The organism is Verrucosispora sp. WMMD573, from assembly GCF_027497175.1.
Classification (GTDB): domain Bacteria; phylum Actinomycetota; class Actinomycetes; order Mycobacteriales; family Micromonosporaceae; genus Micromonospora.
Genome location: NZ_CP114901.1, coordinates 3070276 through 3089095 on the forward strand (window position 1 = coordinate 3070276; position 18820 = coordinate 3089095).

An 18820-nucleotide genomic window follows, 5' to 3' on the forward strand; every position below is an offset into this window, starting at 1 on the left:
TGCGCCGCACGGCTGATCGGCGGCCGGGACCGCCGATTCGGTGCGCTTTTGGACTTTGTAAGGATGATACCTGCGCGGACGCCGGATACCTGGCCGTGCGGGAAGGGGACGGACATGGAGCGCTCGGCGCCACCGCCACCGCAGCTGCTGGAGATCGCGATCGAGGTGGCCCGGGGCGCTGCGGCCACCGCGTACCGGATGCGCACCGAGGGCGTCTCGGTGGCGGCGACCAAGAGCACCGTCACCGACGTGGTGACCGCAGCCGACCGGGCCGTGGAGCGCCAGATCACCGCCGAGCTGCGCCGGCTGAGGCCGGACGACGCCGTGCTGGGCGAGGAGTACGGCGCCGCGGCGAATGGCGACGGCCCCCGCCCCCGGGTGCGGTGGATCGTCGACCCGATCGACGGCACGGTCAACTACCTGTACGGCCTGACGCACTGCGGCGTGTCGATCGCCGCCGAGGTGGACGGCGAGGTGGTGGCGGGTGTGGTGCGCAACGTCCACACCGGCGAGGAGTGGACTGCGACAGTCGGCGGGGGCGCCTGGCGCGAGGGCCGGCGGTTGCAGTGCTCCACCGAGACCGAGCTCGGTCAGGCGCTGGTGATCACCGGCTTCGGCTATGACGCCGCGCGTCGGGTGCACCAGGCCCGGGTGCTGGCCGAACTGATCCCGCACGTACGCGACATCCGCCGCCTCGGCGCCGCTGCCGTCGATCTCTGCCTGGTCGCCGAGGGGCGGGCTGACGCCTTCTACGAGAAGGGCCTGGCGGCCTGGGACCAAGCCGCCGGCGCGCTGGTGGCAACCGAGGCCGGCCTGCGGGTTGGCGGGCTCAAGGGGCTGGCTCCCGGGCCGGAGATGGTCCTCGCCGCGCCGCCGACCCTGTTTGACGCGTTGCACGACCACCTGGCCGCGTTGGACGCCTCCGGCGGCCCCTGAGGCGGCCTGGTACCCGCTCGGCGGCCGAGGCGGGACCCGCGAGGCGGGACGCCGTCCGCGGCCCGTCAGCAGTCGGTCCGGGGCCGCACTGGTGGCCCGCCGTCGGCCGACAGCGGGCCGACGGTCAGTTGTCGACCACTACCGGGCAGGAGCCGGGCGGTGCCACCGGGGCGCCGAGGTCGCCCAACGACTGGTTGACCTCGGTCGTGGTGGCCAGCTGCTGGAAGTTGCCGCCCAGCACCACGTCGACGATGTCGTCCTCGCGCTTGGGGTTGTACTCCAGCTCGGCGTCGCCGAGGAAGTACGCCCGCAGCAGGTGCGCCGAGCCGACCCCCTTCGGGCCGTAACGCAGCACCGCCACGTCGTCGATCTTCTTCTTCTGGGTGGCTTCCTTCTGCACCTGGAAGTCGCGGTTGCGGAAGTCGCCCCCGACGTCGGCGGCCAGGCCGGGTCGGTCCGTACCGTTGAGCACGTTGATCTTGACGTTCATGCGGTCGCGGAGGGTGACGTCGGCGCGCGGCCAGTCGTCCGGGCAGCCCTCGCCGGCGCCGGCGTTACTCTGGGTGTCCCTGACCAGGGCCATGACCACGAAGACCAGGGCGATCACCGCCAGCAGGCCGACGACAACGAGTGCTCGCACTCGCGCAAAGCTCATCAGGGAACTCCCGGGCATCGGTGGGTGGCAGCGGCCGGCGATCGGGCCGTTCGTCGGCCGTCGGGTACGCCGCTGAGGTTAACGGGTGTCCGACCGTCGCGTGGAAACAGTCCGACATGCCGGCGCGCCACCGGAGAACGGGGTAGTACTACCCCTATCTTCGTGTCGCCTGAGTCACATTGGGAACAACTTCCCGTGCAGGGGCGTACATCTCAGCCACGAGGGCGGTATACATGCCTCGCCCAAAGGGGGGGTAGGGTTCCGCGCTCGCCGGGGAGATCCTCTGGCGGTCTGGTCCGAGCGGTCGTCGGGTCAGGTGGCCGACACAAGCGGTGGCCGGCCAGCGGAACCGAAACAGCGTCGTCCGGCGTTACAACCGGAAGCGACAACATCGAAATGGGAGAGTGAAACCGATGGCCACCGACTACGACGCCCCGCGCCGCGACGAGGTCGATCTCGGCGAGGACAGCCTGGAAGAGCTCAAGGCCCGGCGCGTCGACTCGCAGTCGGGCGCCGTGGACGTCGACGAGGCCGAAGTGGCTGAGAGCTTCGAGTTGCCCGGCGCCGACCTTGCCGACGAGGAACTGACGGTCAAGGTGCTACCGATGCAGCAGGACGAGTTCCGCTGCGCCCGCTGCTTCCTGGTGCACCACCGCAGCCAACTGGCGGTGGAACGCAACGGCGAGCTGATCTGCCGTGAGTGCGTCTGATCGCAGGGCGACGACCACGACCAGGGCGGCGACTCCCGAGTGGAGTCGCCGCCGCCCGGCTCGGCGAGCGCCACGCCGCACAACCTGGTTGACTCGGTAGCCATGAGCGAGCGAATCGGCCGGCTCGGTGCCGTGGTGCGGTCATGAGCGAGCACTCCGAGCGTGCCGAGGATCCGGACGAGCTGGGGAAGACCGTGGCGGCACTTACCGCCGACGAGATCGAGCCGGCGAAGCGGCGTCAACTGCTCACCCGCCTGGTCGGGCAGGCTCGGGCCCGTGGGGTCGGCGACCTGTTCAAGCCGAGGGCCGCGCTGCGCTGGATGGTGGACACGGTGGCGGAGATCGCCCCGCACGTGCCTGTCCGGGACCTGGCCACCCTCCGTCGGCATTTCCCCGGGCTGACCGACGAGGAACTGGCCGACCGGCTGGTCCGCAACGCGTCGCGGGCCACCGCGGGGGTCGGTGCTGCCGGCGGCGGAGCCTCGGCGGTGCAGTGGACGGTGACCCCGACCCTGCTGTCCGCCCCGGTACTGCTCGCCGCCGAGACGGTCGCGGTGGTGGCGGTGGAGCTGAAGTTGACCGGCGAGTTGCACGAGGTCTACGGCGTACCGCTGCCGGCCGGCGGCACCGAACGGACGATCGCGTTGGTGCAGGCCTGGGCCAGCCAGCGTGGCGTCAACCCGATGGTGCCGGGCGTCGGCGTGGGCGCCGTGCTGGGCACGGCCGCCCGGAACGAGCTGCGGGACACCCTGCTCAAGCGGTTCGGCCGCAACCTCACCACGCTGGGCCCCTTCCTGACCGGAGCCGCGGTGGCGAGCTACCTGAACCGGCGAGCCACCCGGACGTTGGCCGAACAGCTCCGCGGCGACCTGCGCCGGCAACGGCGTGTCCTGCCCGGCACGCCGCCCGCGCCGCCGGCCCTGCCCGGCTCGTCCTGATCGTCGACCGGGCGCTGTCGGCGGAAGCGCCGTCGGTCAGACCTGGTCGGATCAGCGTGCCGCGTCCCGCGCGGCCAGCAGGGCTTCGGCCAGTTCCACCGGGTGTCGCGAACTGATCACCCAGAACGGCGTAGGGTCGTCCGGATCGTTCAGGACCACCTGGACGGCACCGGGCACCCACGGGCGCTGGACGACGAACGCCAGCGGATCGGCGCCGACACCGAGCACCTCACGGCGACCCTCGGCATCCAGCGCGACGGCGTCGGCGACGAACCGGACGGGCAGCCGGGCGTCGTCGACCCGCAGCTCCCCGTCGGCCACCGCGACCCGGATCCGGCCCAACCAGGCCAGCCCGGCGACGGCGGCCGGCAGCAGCAGCGCGAAGGGCAGCCAGGCGCGCACACCGGCCGCGCCCATCCACACCTCCACCGCGAGCAGGCCGGCGGCCGCGAGCCCGGCGAACCACAACCACCAGGGCAACCGCAGACGCTCGGCGTACGCCGGGGGCGCCGAGACTGACGAGGGTGACGGTGACTGGCTCACTCGTGCCAGGGTACGGCGCGGCGGCCCCCGGGTACCGGGCAGGATGACAGGGTCACCCCAGCGGAACGGACGAAAGAGGGACATCGTGACCGACGTGGTGCCCGTGCCGGTCCGGCGGCTCGATCCCGAGCTGCCGATGCCGACGTACGCCCATCCCGGTGACGCCGGGGCCGACCTGGTGGCGGCTGCCGACGTGGAGCTGCCTCCCGGCGGTCGGGCGTTGGTGCCGACCGGCGTGGCGATCGCCCTCCCCGAGGGATACGTGGGCCTGGTCCATCCACGATCGGGGCTCGCCGCCAGACTCGGCGTGACGGTGCTCAACGCGCCCGGTACGGTCGACGCCGGCTACCGGGGCGAGATCCTGGTCAACCTGATCAACCATGATCGGGTCGCGTCGGTGAAGATCTCCCGGGGCGACCGGATCGCGCAGCTGGTTGTGCAGCGGGTGGAACGGGCGGTCTTCCAGCCGGTGGCCGAGCTGCCCGCGTCCGGACGCGGGACCGGTGGGCACGGCTCCACCGGCGGGCACGCCGGGCTGGTACCGCCGCCGGCCATGGACGGCGCGAACGGAAACGATGGCACCGTGAGTGCGAACAGCGGAGGTTGGACGCAGTGATCTTCTCCCGAAAGCGGGCCGCGGGACGGCACGCCCTTGACGAGCGGGCCACCAACATGCCCGAGACCGTCGAGGACGTCCCCTCGACCCCGGCCGAGCCGGCGCGCGGGCCGTACGACGTCACCGAGGCTCCGGCCGGGGTGCAGCGGCTCGACCTGGGCAGCCTGCAGATCCCGGCGGTGCCCGAGGTCGAGGTACGGGTGCAGGCCGACCAGCAGGGGGTGGTCCAGCAGATCGTGCTGGTGCACGGCCAGAGCGCCCTGCAACTCGGTGTCTTCGCCGCCCCGCGGTCCGAGGGGATCTGGGACGAGGTGCGCGAGGAGATCCGCCAGTCGCTGTTCGCCGACGGTGCCGCCGCTCAGGAGGTCACCGGTGAGTACGGCACGGAGTTGCACGCCCGGGTACGCACCGAGGACGGGCTGACCGATCTGCGGTTCGTCGGCGTCGACGGCCCGCGCTGGATGGTCCGTGCGGTCTACCAGGGCGCGGCGGCCACCGACCCGACCGCCGCCGGCCCGCTGGCCACCTGCTTGGACGGGTTGGTCGTCGACCGAGGGGTGGAGGCCAAGCCGGTACGTGAGCCGCTGCCGCTGCGGTTGCCACGCGAGGCGGGCGAGCAGGCCGCGGCGGGCGATTCGGCCACCGGACAGGCTGACGCCGCGTCGGCGTCCGGAAGCCGCTGACCGGCCAACGGCGGCCTGGCACCGGCGCGGGTGCCGGCGCGGCCGAACGAGCGCTTCCGTCGCGCCGGGAGGGGCCGTTCCGGCGTACGCTGACGGGTGCCGTGCCGGCGGTCGCCCGGCGGCGGTGGCTTCCGGCGCCAGCCGGCCGGCGTGGAGAGGATGACGCGGAGCTGATGACCACCGACGAGGGTCGGGGTTCGCTGCGGCGGATGTTGCGACGGCTGACCGCGAGCGAGGCCGAGATCGAGGCGCAGCAGTTGCAGCGGGAGAGCGCCCGCTGTGGCGCGGTGCCGGTGTTGCAGTGCGGGCGGGGGCAGGTGGTCTCGGTAAGCGGCCGACTGCGTACCGTCGTCTACACCCCGCGCACCAACCTGCCGGCGCTGGAGGCGGATCTCTACGACGGCAGTGACGTCGTGACCCTGGTCTGGCTCGGGCGGCGGCACATCGTCGGCATCGAGCCGGGGCGGCACCTGACGGCCCGCGGGCGGGTCGCGGTGCGCGACGACCGCAAGGTGATCTACAACCCGTACTACGAGCTGGAGCCGTCAAAGTGAACCTGCGGGCGTTGCGGATGGACAGCGGGCGATGACGACCGGACAACACCCGGCGACCCAGCCGGAGACCGGGCCGGCGGACGAGGAGCGGCTGCCCACCGTCGCCGAGCAGATGGCCGACCAGCTCGGCGGCTGGCGAGGGCTGGCCGAGTCCAGCATTCCGGTGGTGGTCTTCGTGATCGCCAACATCGTCACCGACCTGCGGCCGGCCGTGATCGCCTCGGTGGCGGTGGCGGTGCTGATCGGCGGGCTGCGGCTGGCTCAGCGCCGGCCGGTGCGGCACGCGGTCAACGGACTGTTCGGCATCGGGATCGGTGCCGCCATCGCCTGGCGTACCGGCGATGCGCGCGACTTCTACCTGCCGGGGATCCTCTACGGCATCGGCTACGGCCTGGCTCTGCTGTTGTCGGCAGTGATCCGCCAACCGCTGGTCGGCTGGATCTGGTCGGTGCTGGTGGCCAAGGGCAGCTCGCAGTGGCGTGACGATCCCCTGCTGGTCCGCACCTTCACCCGGCTGACCGTGCTGTGGGGAGTGGTCTGGCTGGCCAAGGTCGGCGTGCAGGCCGGCATCTACCTGGCGGCCCGCCGGTTCGACCAGCTCGGCGACGAGGCCGCCGCCGCCGACATGGAGACCGCCCTCGGGGTGGCACGGCTCGCGCTGGGCTACCCGCCCTATGTGCTGCTGTTGCTGATCACGGTCTGGACGGTGCGGCGGGTGACCCGCGAGCACCGGACGGAGCCGCTGCCGAGCTGAATGCCCGCCAGGCAGCAGTACCGCAACGGGTTGGCGGCGCGGCGGACCCTGCGCTCACAGCTTGGGCATCAGCGTGATTCCCGGGTGCGCTCGACGCTGTCCGGGCCGAGCACCACCGCCCGTACGGCGTCTTCCACCTCGGCGGTACAGACGAAGACCAACTCGTCGCCGGCCTCCAGTGGGTCGTCCGGGCTGGGCACCAGGACGCGCTTGCCGCGCAGGATCGCCACCAGCGCGGAGTCCCGGGGCAGTGGCACCTCACGCAGCGGGTGCCCCACGTAGGGCGCGGTCGGCGGCAAGGTGATCTCGACCAGGTTGGCCTCGCCCTGCCGAAACGTCATCAGGCGGACCAGGTCGCCGACGGTCACCGCCTCCTCGACCAGCGCGGCCATCACCCGTGGCTTGCTGACCGCCACGTCCACGCCCCACTGCTCGGTGAACAGCCACTCGTTCTCGGCCCGGTTGACCCGGGCGACCACCCGGGGCACCGCGAACTCGGTCTTGGCCAGCAGCGAGACCACGAGGTTGACCTTGTCGTCGCCGGTGGCCGCGACCACCACGTCGCAGCCGGCCAGCTCCGCCTCCTCCAGGCTGGCCAGCTCGCAGGCGTCGGCCAGCACCCACTCCGCATCCGGCACCCGGGCCGGCCGCAGCATCCGGGGCTGCCGCTCGATGAGCATCACCTGGTGGCCGTTCTCGATCAGCTCCTGGGCGATGGAGCGGCCCACGTTGCCGGCACCGGCGATGGCGACCCGCATGATCACTGACCCCCTTCCGGCGTCGCCGCCGCCGATGTGACCGTCGCCACCAGGTCGTCGGTGACCAGCATGAAAATCTGGTCACCCTCCTGCACGACGCTGGACGCGGTGGGCAGCGTGCCGATGCCGAAGCGGATCAGGTACGCCACGCGGGCGCCGGTCGCCTGCTCCAGGGCCCGCACCGGGCGGCCGATCCAGTCCTTGTGCACCGGCACCTCGACGATCGAGACGGTGCTGGTGGGATCACGGAAGATCTCCACGTTGCCTTCGGGCAGCAGGTGCCGCAGCATCCGGTCGGCCGTCCACCGGACGGTGGCCACGGTGGGGATGCCCAGCCGTTCGTAGACCTGCGCGCGGCGCTGGTCGTAGATGCGGGCCGCAACCCGCACCACGCCGAAGGTCTCGCGGGCCAACCGGGCCGAGATGATGTTGGAGTTGTCGCCGCTGGAGACGGCGGCGAAGGCGTCGGCCCGTTCGATGCCGGCCTGGCGCAGCACGTCGCCGTCGAAGCCGGCACCGGTGACCGTGACACCGGCGAAGTCGGGCCGCAGCCGGCGGAAGGCGTCGGCGTCCTGGTCGATGACCGCGACCGAGTGCCCCCGGGCCTCCAGGTTGTGAGCCAGGGTCGACCCGACCCGGCCACAACCCATGATCACGACATGCACGCTGCCTCCCACGGTGCGTACCGCTGCGCCTCGTCGCCTGCGAGCCTGCCACGTCGGGACCGCGGACGGGGACCGACGGTACTCCCGCTCCAGATCCGCCCGTACCCGGCCACCCCACGTGCCCGTTGTCGGTGGTCGTACGCTTGGCCGTTGTGGCCCGATCCACCTCCCTGCTGAAGCGGCTGCTCGTCGGCCGGCCGTTCCGGTCCGACCGGCTCAAGCACACCCTCCTGCCGAAGCGCATCGCCCTGCCCGTCTTCGCCTCGGACGCGCTGTCGAGCGTGGCGTACGCGCCGGACGAGATCCTGCTGATGCTCTCCATCGCGGGTGCCTCGGCGTTCGTGTTCTCGCCGTGGGTCGCCCTCGGCGTGGTCGTGGTCATGCTGACCGTGGTGGCCAGCTACCGGCAGAACGTGCACGCCTACCCGTCGGGCGGCGGCGACTACGAGGTGGCCACCGTGAACCTCGGCCCGCGTGCCGGGGTGGGGGTGGCCAGCGCGCTGCTTGTCGACTACGTGCTGACCGTCGCGGTGTCGGTCTCCTCCGGGGTGGCCAACCTCGGCTCGGTGATCCCCTTCGTGGCGACCCACAAGGTGCTCATCGCGGTCACCGCCGTGGTGCTGTTGACCGCGGTCAACCTGCGCGGGATCAGGGAGGCGGGCAGCGCGTTCGCCATCCCCACGTACGGTTTCATGATCGTTATTGTCGGCATGATCCTTACCGGGTTGGTCCGGATCGTCGTACTCGGCGAGGACCTGCGCGCCCCCAGCGCCGACCTGGTCATCGCCGCAGAGTGGCACGACACCACCGGCTGGGCGATGGCGTTCCTGCTGCTGCGCAGCTTCTCCTCCGGCTGCGCCGCGCTGACCGGCGTGGAAGCGATCTCCAACGGCGTGCCGGCGTTCAAGGCGCCGAAGAGCCGCAACGCCGCCACCACGCTGCTGATGCTGGGCCTGGTCGCGGTGACCATGCTGGTCGGCATCGTCTGGCTGGCCCGGCTCACCGGGCTGCAGTTCGTCGAGAACCCGGCCCTGCAGGTCGTTTCCGGACCCGAGGGGTACGTGCAGAAAACGGTCACCGCGCAACTCGGTGAGACGATCTTCGGGCCGGGCTCGGTGCTGCTGTTCCTGGTCGTCGGGGTGACCGCCACGATCCTGTTCGTCGCCGCCAACACGGCCTTCACCGGCTTCCCGGTGCTCGGCTCGATCCTCGCCCAGGACCGCTACCTGCCCCGGCAACTGCACACCCGGGGCGACCGGCTCGCCTTCTCCAACGGGATCCTCTTCCTGGCCGGTTTCGCGATCCTGTTGATCATCGGCTTCCAGGCCGAGGTGACCAAGCTCATCCAGCTCTACATCGTGGGCGTCTTCGTCTCGTTCACCCTCTCCCAGGCCGGGATGATCCGGCACTGGAACCGGCTGCTGCGCAACGAGCGCGACCCGCAGGTGCGCAGCCGAATGCTCCGGTCCCGGGCGATCAACACCTTCGGCATGGCGATGACCGGCGCGGTGCTGGTGATCGTGTTGATCACCAAGTTCCTGCTCGGCGCCTGGATCGCCATCGTCGCGATGGGCCTGATCTACGTACTGATGCTGGCCATCCGCCGGCACTACAACCGGGTGGCGGTCGAACTGGCCCCGGACGACGGACGGCCGGTACTGCCGGCCCGCAACCACGCGATCGTGCTGGTCAGCAAGTTGCACCAGCCCACCCTGCGGGCGGTGGCGTACGCGCAGGCCACCCGGCCGGACACCCTCACCGCGGTGACCGTCAACGTAGACGACCACGACACCCGCCAGTTGCAGGCCGACTGGGACCGGCGGGAGGTGCCGATCCCACTGACCGTGATCGACTCGCCGTATCGGGAGATCACCCGCCCGATCCTGAACTACGTGGCCGGGGTACGCCGGGAGTCGCCGCGCGACGTGGTCACCGTCTTCATCCCCGAGTACGTCGTGGGTCGCTGGTGGGAGAACCTGTTGCACAACCAGAGCGCGCTGCGGCTCAAGGGCCGGCTGCTGTTCGAGCCCGGGGTGATGGTGACCAGCGTGCCGTGGCAGCTCGCCTCGACGGCCGGCAAGGACCTGGACCGGATGGACGCCACGCTCGGCCGTGGGCCGGTCCGTGGTCCCCGGGCGGCGCGCGGTGCCACCCTGCCCCCGTCTGCTCCGCCGCCGGGCCCGGAACGCGAACCGTCGGACGGGGAACCCCGGTGAGCGAGCGGGTCGTCGGGCTCGGCGTGACGAGCGGGTTGGAGGAGGCCGAGCGGGTCGAACTGACCGTGGCGGCGGTCGCCCCCGGTGGACACTGCGTGGCCCGGGTGGACGGCCAGGTGGTCTTCGTCCGGCACGCCCTGCCGGGCGAGCGGGTGTTGGCAGAGGTGACCGAGGTGCACCGCGGTTTCGTCCGGGCCGACGCGGTCACCGTGCTGGAGGCGGCACCGGAGCGGGTCGACCCGCCCTGCCCGTACGCGCGACCGGGGCGCTGCGGCGGATGCGACCTGCAACACGTCGCCCCCGACGCCCAGCTGCGCTGGAAGGAGGCGGTGGTCCGCGAGCAGCTCGTCCGCCTCGGCGGGCTGGACGAGGCCCGGTGTGACGAGCTGGACCTGCGGGTGACGGCGTTGCCGGGCGGTCCGCTCGGCTGGCGGTCCCGGGTCCGCTACGCGGTCGACGCGGCGGGTCGTGCCGGGCTGCTCAAGCACCGCTCCCACGAGGTGGTGCCGGTCGACCGCTGTCTGATCGCCCATCCGGCGATCCAGGAGCTGCCGGTGCTCACCGCCGCCGGGGTGAGCTGGCCGGACGCCGAGGCGGTGGAGACCGTCGCCAGCACCGGCGGGGACGTGGCCGTGACCGCCGTGGCGGCCGGGGTCGGTCGCCGGGTCAGCGGCCCGGAACGGATCCGGGAGCGGGCCGCCGGCCGCGAGTGGGTGCTGCCCGCCCCGTCGTTCTGGCAGGTGCACCCCGCCGCCGCGGACGCCCTGGTCGACGCGGTGCTGGAGCTGGCAGCCCCCCGGCCGGGGGAGCGGGCCTGGGATCTCTACGGTGGCGCCGGCCTGTTCGCTGCCGCGCTTGCCGGTCGGGTGGGCGAAACCGGGCGGGTCACCCTGGTCGAGGCGGCCGGTGACGGCGTCGCGGCGGCCCGGGAGAACCTGCGCGACCTGCCCACCGTCGAGGTGGTGGCGGCCCGGGTGGAGACCGCTCTGGCCCGTCGCCGCATCACCGGCCCGGTCGACGTGGTGGTGCTCGATCCGCCCCGGACGGGGGCCGGCGCGCGGGTGGTACGCGACGTGGTGGCCGCCGGGCCGCGCGCGGTGACGTACGTCGCCTGTGATCCCGCCGCGTTCGCCCGGGACGTACGGGTCTTCGCCGAGTTGGGGTGGCGACTGGCGGCGTTGCGCGGGTACGACCTGTTTCCGATGACCCGGCACGTGGAGCTGGTCGGGCTGCTGGTGCGGGACTGACCAGGCGCTCAGTCCCGATGGTCGCCGCGCCCGGGCTGCGAGGTGCGCGAGTGCCGATAGACTCTGCGGTCATGAGTGTTGAAGAGGACACGGCCAACCACGGCCGGCTGCTGGCCACGGTGCACGGTCCCCAGGACGTCAAGCGGATGTCCGCCACCGAACTGGACATCCTCGCCGCCGAGATCCGCGACTTCCTGATCGCCAAGGTGTCGCGTACCGGTGGGCACATCGGGCCCAACCTGGGCGTGGTGGAACTCACCCTGGCCCTGCACCGGGTCTTCGACTCTCCCCGGGACCGGCTGCTGTTCGACACCGGCCACCAGGCGTACGTCCACAAGATCGTTACCGGCCGGCAGGGCGGGTTCGACCAGCTGCGCCAGCGGGGCGGGCTCTCCGGTTACCCCAGCCAGGCCGAGAGCGAGCACGACCTCATCGAGAACTCGCACGCCTCCACCGCCCTGTCGTACGCCGACGGGCTGGCCAAGGCGTACGCGCTGCGCGGCGAGTCGCGCAGCGTCGTCGCCGTGGTGGGTGACGGGGCACTGACCGGCGGCATGTGCTGGGAGGCGCTGAACAACATCGCCGCCACCGACAACCCGCTGGTCATCGTGGTCAACGACAACGGCCGCTCGTACGCCCCGACGATCGGCGGTCTGGCCCACCACCTCTCGACGCTGCGGCTCAACCCCGGCTACGAGAAGGTCCTGGACGCCGTCAAGGACGCCCTCGGGTCGACCCCGCTGGTCGGCAAGCCGATGTACGAGGTGCTGCACGCGGTCAAGAAGGGCATCAAGGACGCGGTCGCCCCGCAGGCGATGTTCGAGGACCTCGGCATCAAGTACGTCGGCCCGGTCGACGGGCACGACCTGGCTGCCGTCGAGACGGCCCTGCGGGCGGCGAAGAACTTCGGCGGCCCGGTGATCGTGCACGCGGTGACCCGCAAGGGCTACGGCTACCGCCCCGCCGAGGAGGACGAGGCGGACTGCTTCCACAGCCCGGGCGCCTTCGACATCGCCGACGGCAAGGCCACGGCCGCACCATCGGTGAAGTGGACCCACGTCTTCGCCGACGAGCTGGTCGCGATCGCGGACCAGCGGCCCGACGTGGTGGGCATCACCGCGGCGATGGCCGAGCCGACCGGCATCGCGAAGCTGGCCCGCAAGTACCCGGAGCGCACCTACGACGTGGGCATCGCCGAGCAGCACGCCGCCACCTCGGCGGCCGGCCTGGCACTCGGCGGGCTGCACCCGGTGGTGGCGGTCTACGCGACCTTCCTCAACCGGGCGTTCGACCAGGTCGTGCTGGACGTGGCGATGCACAGGCTGCCGGTGACCTTCGTCCTGGACCGGGCCGGGATCACCGGCCCCGACGGGCCGAGCCACTACGGCATCTGGGACATGTCGGTCTTCGGGGTGGTACCGGGCCTGCGGATCGCGGCGCCCCGGGACGCCGCCACGCTCCGCGAGGAGCTGCGCGAGGCGGTCGCCGTGGACGACGGCCCCACCATCGTCCGCTTCCCGACCGGTGCGGTCGCCGCCGATCTGCCCGCCGTGCGGCGGGTCGGGCCGGTCGACGTGCTGGCGGAGTCGGCGCGTACCGACGTGCTGCTGGTCGCGGTGGGTGCCTTCGGTCAGCTCGGCATGGAGGTCGCTGCCCGGGTCGCCGAGCAGGGTTACGGGGTCACCGTGGTCGACCCGCGCTGGGTGCGTCCGATCCCGGCGGAGCTGGTCGAGCTGGCCACCGAGCACCGGCTGGTGGTCACGATCGAGGACGGCGTACGGTCCGGCGGGGTGGGCGACGCGCTTGCCCAGGCCATGCGGGACGCCGACGTCCGGGTGCCGCTGCGGGACCTGGGCGTGCCGCCCGGGTGGTATCCGCACGGTTCCCGCAACCAGCTCCTGACCGACCTCGGCCTGACCGCCCAGGACGTGGCCCGCGACGTCACCGGCTGGATCTCCCGCCTCGACACCGAGCCGGTCGACCCACCCCACCTCGCCACCAACCCCACCCCCAACTGACCCACCCGCCCCCGCCTCCCTGCCCCGCGCGGGTGCCGCGCGGCGTTGATCATGAAGTTGTTGTCACTGCGTCCGGCGTGGCGCGACAACAACTTCATGATCAACGCGTGCGGACGGAGGGGGGGTGGGGGAGGTGGGGGAGGGGGGTGGGGTGGGGTGGGGGAGGGGTTAGCGGTGGGGGGAGCCGGTGGAGCGGTAGTGGGTCTTTTCGTCGGCGGCGAGGCTGAAGGTTTCGCGGCGCTCGGGCAGTGGGGCCACCACCAGTCCGGGGCGGTCGACCAGGCGGGTCGTGTCCGGCGGCACCGACAGCGTGGTGTCCTTGGTGGCACGCCAGCTCAGCACGACCAGCGGCTGGTCCGGAACCGGCAGCTCGTAGACCTGCAACGGGTTCGTCCGGTCGGCGGGGGAGAGCACCACCGGGCCGTCGTCGGCGGGTCGGTACACCACCGCGCTCATCGTGCCCTCGGCGCTCTCCCAGGTGAGCTGCTCCAACTCGGCCGGCTCGCCACCGTCGAGCGACAGCTCGCCGAGCGTACGCACGGCGAGTTTAGCCATCGGCCAGGACGCCGGCACCGACTGCGGCACGTCCCGGTCACCGGCACGCCGGAGGATGCTGCCGAACGGGCCGTCCTCGCCGGCCAGCAGGCAGGTGTCGAGGCCGGTCAGGGCGCGCCGGCCGGAGCCGCTCTCGTCGCGTACCAGCGGGTAGCGGGGGGCGGTGATGCCGGTGCCGAGGTCGAGTAGCCGATCGGTGGCCCGGCCCCGGGGCAGCGACTCGGTGGAGCGCAGGGTGGCGGTGACGGTCACCGCTCGGCACCGGGGCACCTCGACCGGGTCGGTCAGGCCGTCGCGGTCGGACAGGATGCGGCCGCTCGGCCCGACCAGTCGCCGAACCCGCTCGGAGGTCAGATAGCGTCGGCCGTCGGCGGCTTGGACCGGCAACACGTCGGAATAGACCAGGTAGCCGGGATCGGTGTACTCGGTGGCGTGACTGACCGTGTACCGGTCGCCGTCGCCGGTGAGTTGAAGCAGCCAGGACGCGGCCTCACCGGGCACCGACGCGGCGACCAGGGCCAACGGCCTGCCGTCGACCGCACCGGAGAAGAGGATCCCGGACGAGGGTACGTGCACCCGGTCGTCCACGGGCGAGCGCCAGTCGCGTACCGCCTCGGTGACGGCGGCGGTCGCCGCGGTGTCCTCGGCGAGTGAGCCGCGGGGCGGCCACACCGTCAGGGAACCGTCCATGCTGTCATAGCCGACCCGCAGGTCCCGTGCCTGACGCTCGACGACCGGCCCGCAGGCGGTGGCGGCGATCAGCAGGGTGGACAGGCCGGTGGCGGTCAAGCCGCGCCAACGGGCTGGAGCCACCTGTCACGCCCCCGATCGGATCGCGTCGTCGTGTCGGAGGGCAATAGTACGAGACGTTCCGTCGCCGCTTCGGGTCGCCATACGCTGCGTCGCGTGGCCACCACACCGACCACAGGGGACACCGCGTTGACTTGGGGCATTTTCCCCACTCGGGTAGACTCCGCCGACTGTGACGCCTGCCGAGACCCGCGCCGCCGCGCTGCCGAGATCCGCCGACGTCGCCGACTCTCCCTCCGAAGTCGTCACCGTCGGTGATCAGCCGCACGACCGCGTGCGGTCCGCGCCGGGGGCCACCACGTCCGCCGCCGAGCCGGCCGTGGCGGAGGCCGCAGCGATCGACGGGGCGGCACCCGCGACCGAGGCCCCGGCACCCGCGACCGAGGCCCCGGCACCCGCGACCGAGGCCCCGGCACCCGCGACCGAGGCCCCGGCACCCGCGACCGAGGCGCCGGTCACGGAGGCGCCGATCACCGAGGCACCCGCGACCGGGGGTGGGACGGACCGGCAGTTGACGGAGACCGCACCGGCCGACGGTACGCGGGGCGCCGATGCCGCCGATGCCGCTCCGGAGCGCCGACGCCGGTGGACGCCCCGGCGACGGGACCTCGCGGTCTTCGGCGGGTTCCTGCTGACCGCGCTCTGGGTGACCAGCCAGATCTGGATGGACCCGGCCGGTCGGGTGGCCTCGCTCTACAGCAGTGACCCGGCGCAGGTGCAGTTCTTTCTCGCCCACTCGGTGCGGGTGGTGCTGCACGGGGAGTTTCCCTTCTTCACCGAGCAGTTCAACTATCCCGACGGGGTCAACCTGATGGCCAACACGGCCATCCTCGCCCTGGGTATCCCGATGGTGCCGGTGACCCTGCTGTTCGGGCCGGCCGTGACGTTCGTACTGCTGGTGACGCTCGGTCTCGCCGGGACCGCCTCGGCCTGGTATTTCGTGCTGTCCCGGCACGTGGTGCGCAACCCGCTCGCCGCGGTGGTGGGTGGCTGGTTCTGCGGCTTCTCACCGGCGATGTTGTCGCACGCCAGCTGGCACCCGAACATCATCAGCCAGTTCCTGCTGCCGTTCATCGTGTGGCGGGTCATGGTGATCACCCGATCGACCCGGCCGTACCGGGACGGCGCGCTGCTGGCCCTGCTGGTCACCGCCCAGGCGTTCATCAACGAGGAGATCCTGCTCTTCACCGCGATGGGCTGCGGGATCTTCCTGATCGCGGTGGTCGTCCAGCGGCCCGGGCTCTGGTCGGCGGCCTGGCGGCCGTTGGTCAAGTCGCTGGTCACCTGCACGGTGATCGCCGGCGCGCTGTTGGCGTACCCGCTGTACATCCAGTTCGCCGGCCCGATGGCGTACCACGGGCTCAGCGACGCCGTCCGTGACTACGGCAACGACATCGCCGCGTACTTCGCCCCCGGTTCGCCCACAATCGGCGGCAACCAGCGGGCGAACGTCAATCTCGCGCCGAACTACTCCGAGGAGAACGCCTTCTTCGGGTGGAGCCTGGCGTTGATCGCGGTCGGCATCGTGCTCTGGCTCCGACGGGAGGTGCTGATCCGGGCGCTCGCCGCGACCGCCGCCTTCTACACGATTCTGTCCCTCGGTGAGCGGATCAGCTGGTGGGACCGGGAACTGGTCGTCGGGCCGTGGGAGTGGCTGGTCCGGCTGCCGCTGCTCGACGCGGTGGTGCCGACCCGGTTCGGCATGATCACCGGCGTGGTGGTGGCGATCCTGCTGGCTCTGGCCATCGAGCGGACCAGCACCCTGTCCATGGACCGGCGGACCGTGCGTACGCTCACCGCCGCCGGTCTGGTGCTCGCGTTGCTGCCGATCACCCCGATGCCGCTGCCGATGACCTCCCGCCCGCCGGTGCCGGACTTCATCACCTCCGACCGGTGGCGCGCCTACGTCGGGCCTGACCAGACCCTGGTGCCGATCCCGGTGCCGAGCATGGGCAACACCCACGGCATGCGCTGGGCCGCCGCCACCAACCTCGACTTCAAGATCCCCGGTGGCTACTTCCTCGCCCCACGTAACGGCAACACCGGCGACCCGGGTCGCTTCGGTGGCCGGCCCAGCGGCATCGGGAAGCTACTGGAAGAGGTCGCCACCACCGGCCGGACGCCGCAACTGGACGACCGGCAGCGGCGTCGGTCCCTGGACGAGTTGCGGCACTGGCGGGCGGCGATCCTCGTGCTGCCGGTCCGGCAGCCGCACTCGGAGCCGCTGCGGCAGACCGTCGAGCAACTGGTCGGACCGGCCCGGCTCGAACTGGACGTCTGGGTGTGGGACGTACGGTCACTCACCGACCCCCGGGTCTGATGTCGCTCGGTACCGTCGAGCGGGACGTGCCGGCCCGCACCACCGGTCGCCGTTGGCGGCTCCGCCCGCGTACGCCCGACCTGGTGGTGGTGGCCGGCTATCTGGCGCTGGCCGGCTGGCTGACCAGCCGGCAGTGGGGCCGGCCGGACCGGCTCTTCCACCAGGCCGGCGACCAGATCCTCTTCGAGTGGATGCTGGCCCACGCCGCCCGTGCGGTGGCCGGCCTGGACAATCCGCTGTGGAGCGACGCGCTGAACGCGCCCGGGGGGTTGAACTTGATGGCCAACACCTCGGTGCTCGGCCTGGGCGTCCCGTTGGCCCCGGTCACGCTGCTGTTCGGCTCGCAGGTGGCGTTCGCGGTGGCGGTGGTCGGCTGCCTGGCCGGCACGGCCACCGCCTGGTACGTGCTGCTGCGCCGCCGCCTGGTCGAGTCCCGGCTGGCCGCCGCGCTCGGCGGGCTGGTCTGCGGCTTCGCCCCGGGCATGGTCGCGCAGGCCGGATCGCACCTGCACATGGCCGCCCAGTTCCTGGTGCCGGTGATCCTGGCACTGGTGTTCGCGCCCGTCCCGGCAGATCCGACAGCGGCACCGATGGGCGCCTGGGCACGGGTGTGGCGGCCCGGTGCGCTGCTCGGTCTGGTCGTGACGTACCAGGCGTTCCTCGGCGAGGAGGTGCTGCTTCTGGTGGCGCTCGCCGCCGGTGTCCTCGTTCTCGGGTACGCGCTGGCCGACCGGGCCGCCGCACGCCGGCTCGCCCCGGTCACGGCCGGCCGGATCGCGGTCGGTGCGGTGGTCGCGACGGCCCTGCTGGCCTACCCGCTGTGGTTCCAGTTCTTCGGCCCCGGCCACTACCGGGGGATGCCGTTCCACGCGTACGGCTTCCAGTTGGACGCCGCCTCGTTCACCGCCACGGCCCGGCAGACCGTCTTCGGCGACCATCGCCTGCCCGCCCTGTTGGCCCCCAACGCGACCGAGGAGAACTCCTTCTTCGGGCCGGGTCTGCTGGTGTTGGCCGTGGTCGTGACGGTGTGGCTGTGGCGTCGACCGCTGGTCCGGGCCCTCGCCGCCTGCGGGCTGGTGTTCGCCCTGCTCTCCCTCGGCCCCCGGGTACGCCTCGACGGATCGTTGACGGAGCTGCCCGGTCCGTACCGGCTGATCGCCGAGCTGCCGCTGCTCGACCATGTGGTGCCGGCCCGGTTCGCGCTGGTCTGCGTGCCCGTGCTGGGCATCCTGCTCGCCCTCTCGGTGGACCGGGTACAGCGGCAGTCGACCCCCGCCGGCGCGCAACCGGACGCGGTGCCGGTGCGACTGCTCTGGGCCGGTGCGGTGGCCGCCGCGCTGCTGCCGTTGGCACCGACCCCGATCCGCACCGTGCCGAATTGGCAGGTCCCGGCGTTCGTGGCGGAGGGGACCTGGCGGGCGTACGTGCCGGCGGGGCGGACGGTGGTGCCGGTGCCGCCGGTGACCAACGCGGGTCAGAGCCCGGCGATGCTCTGGTCCGCCCGGACCGGGCTGGCCTTCACCGCTCCGGGTGGATTCTTCATCGGCCCTCGTTCCCCGGACGATCCGACGGCCCGCTGGGGCGCGCCGGACCGGCCCACCTCATTGCTGTTGCGCCGGGTGGCCGACACCGGCGAGATGCCGCCGATCAGCGAGACCGACCGCCGGCAGGCGGTGGCCGACCTGCGGCACTGGCGGGCGGCCGTGGTGGTGCAGGGTGGACTGCACCACGGTGACCCGGTGCGCCGGACGGTCGAGGCCCTGCTCGGGCCCGCCCGGGAGATCGGCGGCGCGCTCGTCTGGGACGTCCGGCCCCTCGTGGGTTGACGCGTCCGGCGGGGGC

General features: G+C 72.3%; 17 protein-coding genes. 12 read left to right on the top strand and 5 right to left on the bottom strand.

The window, feature by feature from the left end; all coding sequences use genetic code 11:
- The first annotated feature begins 114 nt into the window (after positions 1 to 114).
- Positions 115 to 936 carry an inositol monophosphatase family protein gene (locus tag O7601_RS14140; protein WP_281566596.1) on the top strand — a complete coding sequence of 274 codons (822 nt, stop codon included), beginning with the start codon at positions 115 to 117 and terminating at the stop codon, positions 934 to 936.
- 124 nt (positions 937 to 1060) lie between these two features.
- Here O7601_RS14140 and O7601_RS14145 read toward each other — a convergent pair whose 3' ends face one another.
- Positions 1061 to 1576, bottom strand: coding sequence for a LytR C-terminal domain-containing protein (locus O7601_RS14145; RefSeq protein ID WP_281566597.1), 516 nt, complete (start codon positions 1574 to 1576; stop codon positions 1061 to 1063).
- Between the two features lie 428 nt (positions 1577 to 2004).
- Between O7601_RS14145 and O7601_RS14150 the strand changes: the two genes are divergently transcribed.
- Positions 2005 to 2301, top strand: coding sequence for a DUF4193 domain-containing protein (locus tag O7601_RS14150; protein WP_007075406.1), 297 nt, complete (start codon positions 2005 to 2007; stop codon positions 2299 to 2301).
- Positions 2302 to 2444: 143 nt separating this feature from the next.
- On the top strand, positions 2445 to 3239 hold the full coding sequence (locus tag O7601_RS14155) for a hypothetical protein (protein ID WP_281566598.1): 795 nt from the start codon (positions 2445 to 2447) through the stop codon (positions 3237 to 3239).
- Between the two features lie 51 nt (positions 3240 to 3290).
- On the opposite strand, the gene O7601_RS14160 is transcribed toward O7601_RS14155, so the two are convergent.
- Positions 3291 to 3782 (bottom strand): DUF3093 domain-containing protein, encoded by a 492-nt coding sequence (locus O7601_RS14160; RefSeq protein ID WP_281566599.1) that lies wholly within the window; start codon positions 3780 to 3782, stop codon positions 3291 to 3293.
- 85 nt (positions 3783 to 3867) lie between these two features.
- On the opposite strand from O7601_RS14160, the gene dut reads away from it, so the two are divergent.
- The 4 genes from dut (at position 3868) to O7601_RS14180 (ending at position 6389) form a co-directional block, all read left to right on the top strand.
- The gene (gene dut / locus O7601_RS14165) at positions 3868 to 4398 is read left to right on the top strand and encodes a dUTP diphosphatase (protein WP_281566600.1); all 531 of its coding nucleotides are present in this window, start codon (positions 3868 to 3870) and stop codon (positions 4396 to 4398) included.
- The gene (locus O7601_RS14170; RefSeq protein ID WP_281566601.1) at positions 4395 to 5081 is read left to right on the top strand and encodes a DUF3710 domain-containing protein; all 687 of its coding nucleotides are present in this window, start codon (positions 4395 to 4397) and stop codon (positions 5079 to 5081) included. The genes dut and O7601_RS14170 overlap by 4 nt, the downstream gene beginning before the upstream one ends.
- 173 nt (positions 5082 to 5254) lie before the next feature.
- Positions 5255 to 5635, top strand: a complete 381-nt coding sequence (locus O7601_RS14175; RefSeq protein WP_093410348.1) for an OB-fold nucleic acid binding domain-containing protein — start codon at positions 5255 to 5257, stop codon at positions 5633 to 5635.
- Positions 5636 to 5666: 31 nt separating this feature from the next.
- On the top strand, positions 5667 to 6389 hold the full coding sequence (locus O7601_RS14180) for a DUF3159 domain-containing protein (RefSeq protein ID WP_093410351.1): 723 nt from the start codon (positions 5667 to 5669) through the stop codon (positions 6387 to 6389).
- Between the two features lie 68 nt (positions 6390 to 6457).
- Here the strand turns inward: O7601_RS14180 and O7601_RS14185 are convergent, their stop codons facing one another.
- Together O7601_RS14185 and O7601_RS14190 are read right to left on the bottom strand one after the other, a co-directional pair.
- Positions 6458 to 7147 carry a TrkA family potassium uptake protein gene (locus O7601_RS14185; RefSeq protein ID WP_269739231.1) on the bottom strand — a complete coding sequence of 230 codons (690 nt, stop codon included), beginning with the start codon at positions 7145 to 7147 and terminating at the stop codon, positions 6458 to 6460.
- Between the two features lie 2 nt (positions 7148 to 7149).
- Positions 7150 to 7812, bottom strand: coding sequence for a TrkA family potassium uptake protein (locus O7601_RS14190; RefSeq protein WP_281566602.1), 663 nt, complete (start codon positions 7810 to 7812; stop codon positions 7150 to 7152).
- Between the two features lie 152 nt (positions 7813 to 7964).
- Here O7601_RS14190 and O7601_RS14195 point away from each other — a divergent pair, with 152 nt between their 5' ends.
- From O7601_RS14195 to dxs, 3 genes are all read left to right on the top strand, one after another.
- A complete protein-coding gene (locus O7601_RS14195; RefSeq protein WP_281566603.1) occupies positions 7965 to 10028 on the top strand; it encodes an APC family permease in 2064 nt (687 codons plus the stop codon).
- Positions 10029 to 10051: 23 nt separating this feature from the next.
- Positions 10052 to 11275, top strand: coding sequence for a TRAM domain-containing protein (locus O7601_RS14200; RefSeq protein WP_281566918.1), 1224 nt, complete (start codon positions 10052 to 10054; stop codon positions 11273 to 11275).
- Positions 11276 to 11346: 71 nt separating this feature from the next.
- Positions 11347 to 13293, top strand: a complete 1947-nt coding sequence (gene dxs / locus O7601_RS14205) for a 1-deoxy-D-xylulose-5-phosphate synthase (protein WP_281566604.1) — start codon at positions 11347 to 11349, stop codon at positions 13291 to 13293.
- A 168-nt stretch (positions 13294 to 13461) separates the two neighbouring features.
- Here dxs and O7601_RS14210 read toward each other — a convergent pair whose 3' ends face one another.
- Complete coding sequence (locus tag O7601_RS14210) at positions 13462 to 14637, bottom strand: hypothetical protein (protein WP_281566919.1); 1176 nt, start codon at positions 14635 to 14637, stop codon at positions 13462 to 13464.
- 193 nt (positions 14638 to 14830) lie between these two features.
- Here O7601_RS14210 and O7601_RS14215 point away from each other — a divergent pair, with 193 nt between their 5' ends.
- Positions 14831 to 16978, top strand: coding sequence for a hypothetical protein (locus tag O7601_RS14215; RefSeq protein WP_281566605.1), 2148 nt, complete (start codon positions 14831 to 14833; stop codon positions 16976 to 16978).
- The gene (locus tag O7601_RS14220; RefSeq protein ID WP_281566606.1) at positions 16978 to 18804 is read left to right on the top strand and encodes a hypothetical protein; all 1827 of its coding nucleotides are present in this window, start codon (positions 16978 to 16980) and stop codon (positions 18802 to 18804) included. Before O7601_RS14215 ends, O7601_RS14220 begins: the two co-directional genes overlap by 1 nt.
- Positions 18805 to 18820: the final 16 nt, after the last annotated feature.

Bases quoted from the DNA above. Each gene is read 5' to 3' on its own strand.
- O7601_RS14140 (WP_281566596.1), top strand. From the start codon at position 115: ATGGAGCGCTCGGCGCCACCGCCACCGCAGCTGCTGGAGATCGCGATC.
- O7601_RS14150 (WP_007075406.1), top strand. From the start codon at position 2,005: ATGGCCACCGACTACGACGCCCCGCGCCGCGACGAGGTCGATCTCGGC.
- O7601_RS14155 (WP_281566598.1), top strand. From the start codon at position 2,445: ATGAGCGAGCACTCCGAGCGTGCCGAGGATCCGGACGAGCTGGGGAAG.
- O7601_RS14175 (WP_093410348.1), top strand. From the start codon at position 5,255: ATGACCACCGACGAGGGTCGGGGTTCGCTGCGGCGGATGTTGCGACGG.
- O7601_RS14180 (WP_093410351.1), top strand. From the start codon at position 5,667: ATGACGACCGGACAACACCCGGCGACCCAGCCGGAGACCGGGCCGGCG.
- O7601_RS14185 (WP_269739231.1), bottom strand. From the start codon at position 7,147: ATGCGGGTCGCCATCGCCGGTGCCGGCAACGTGGGCCGCTCCATCGCC.
- dxs (WP_281566604.1), top strand. From the start codon at position 11,347: ATGAGTGTTGAAGAGGACACGGCCAACCACGGCCGGCTGCTGGCCACG.
- O7601_RS14220 (WP_281566606.1), top strand. From the start codon at position 16,978: ATGTCGCTCGGTACCGTCGAGCGGGACGTGCCGGCCCGCACCACCGGT.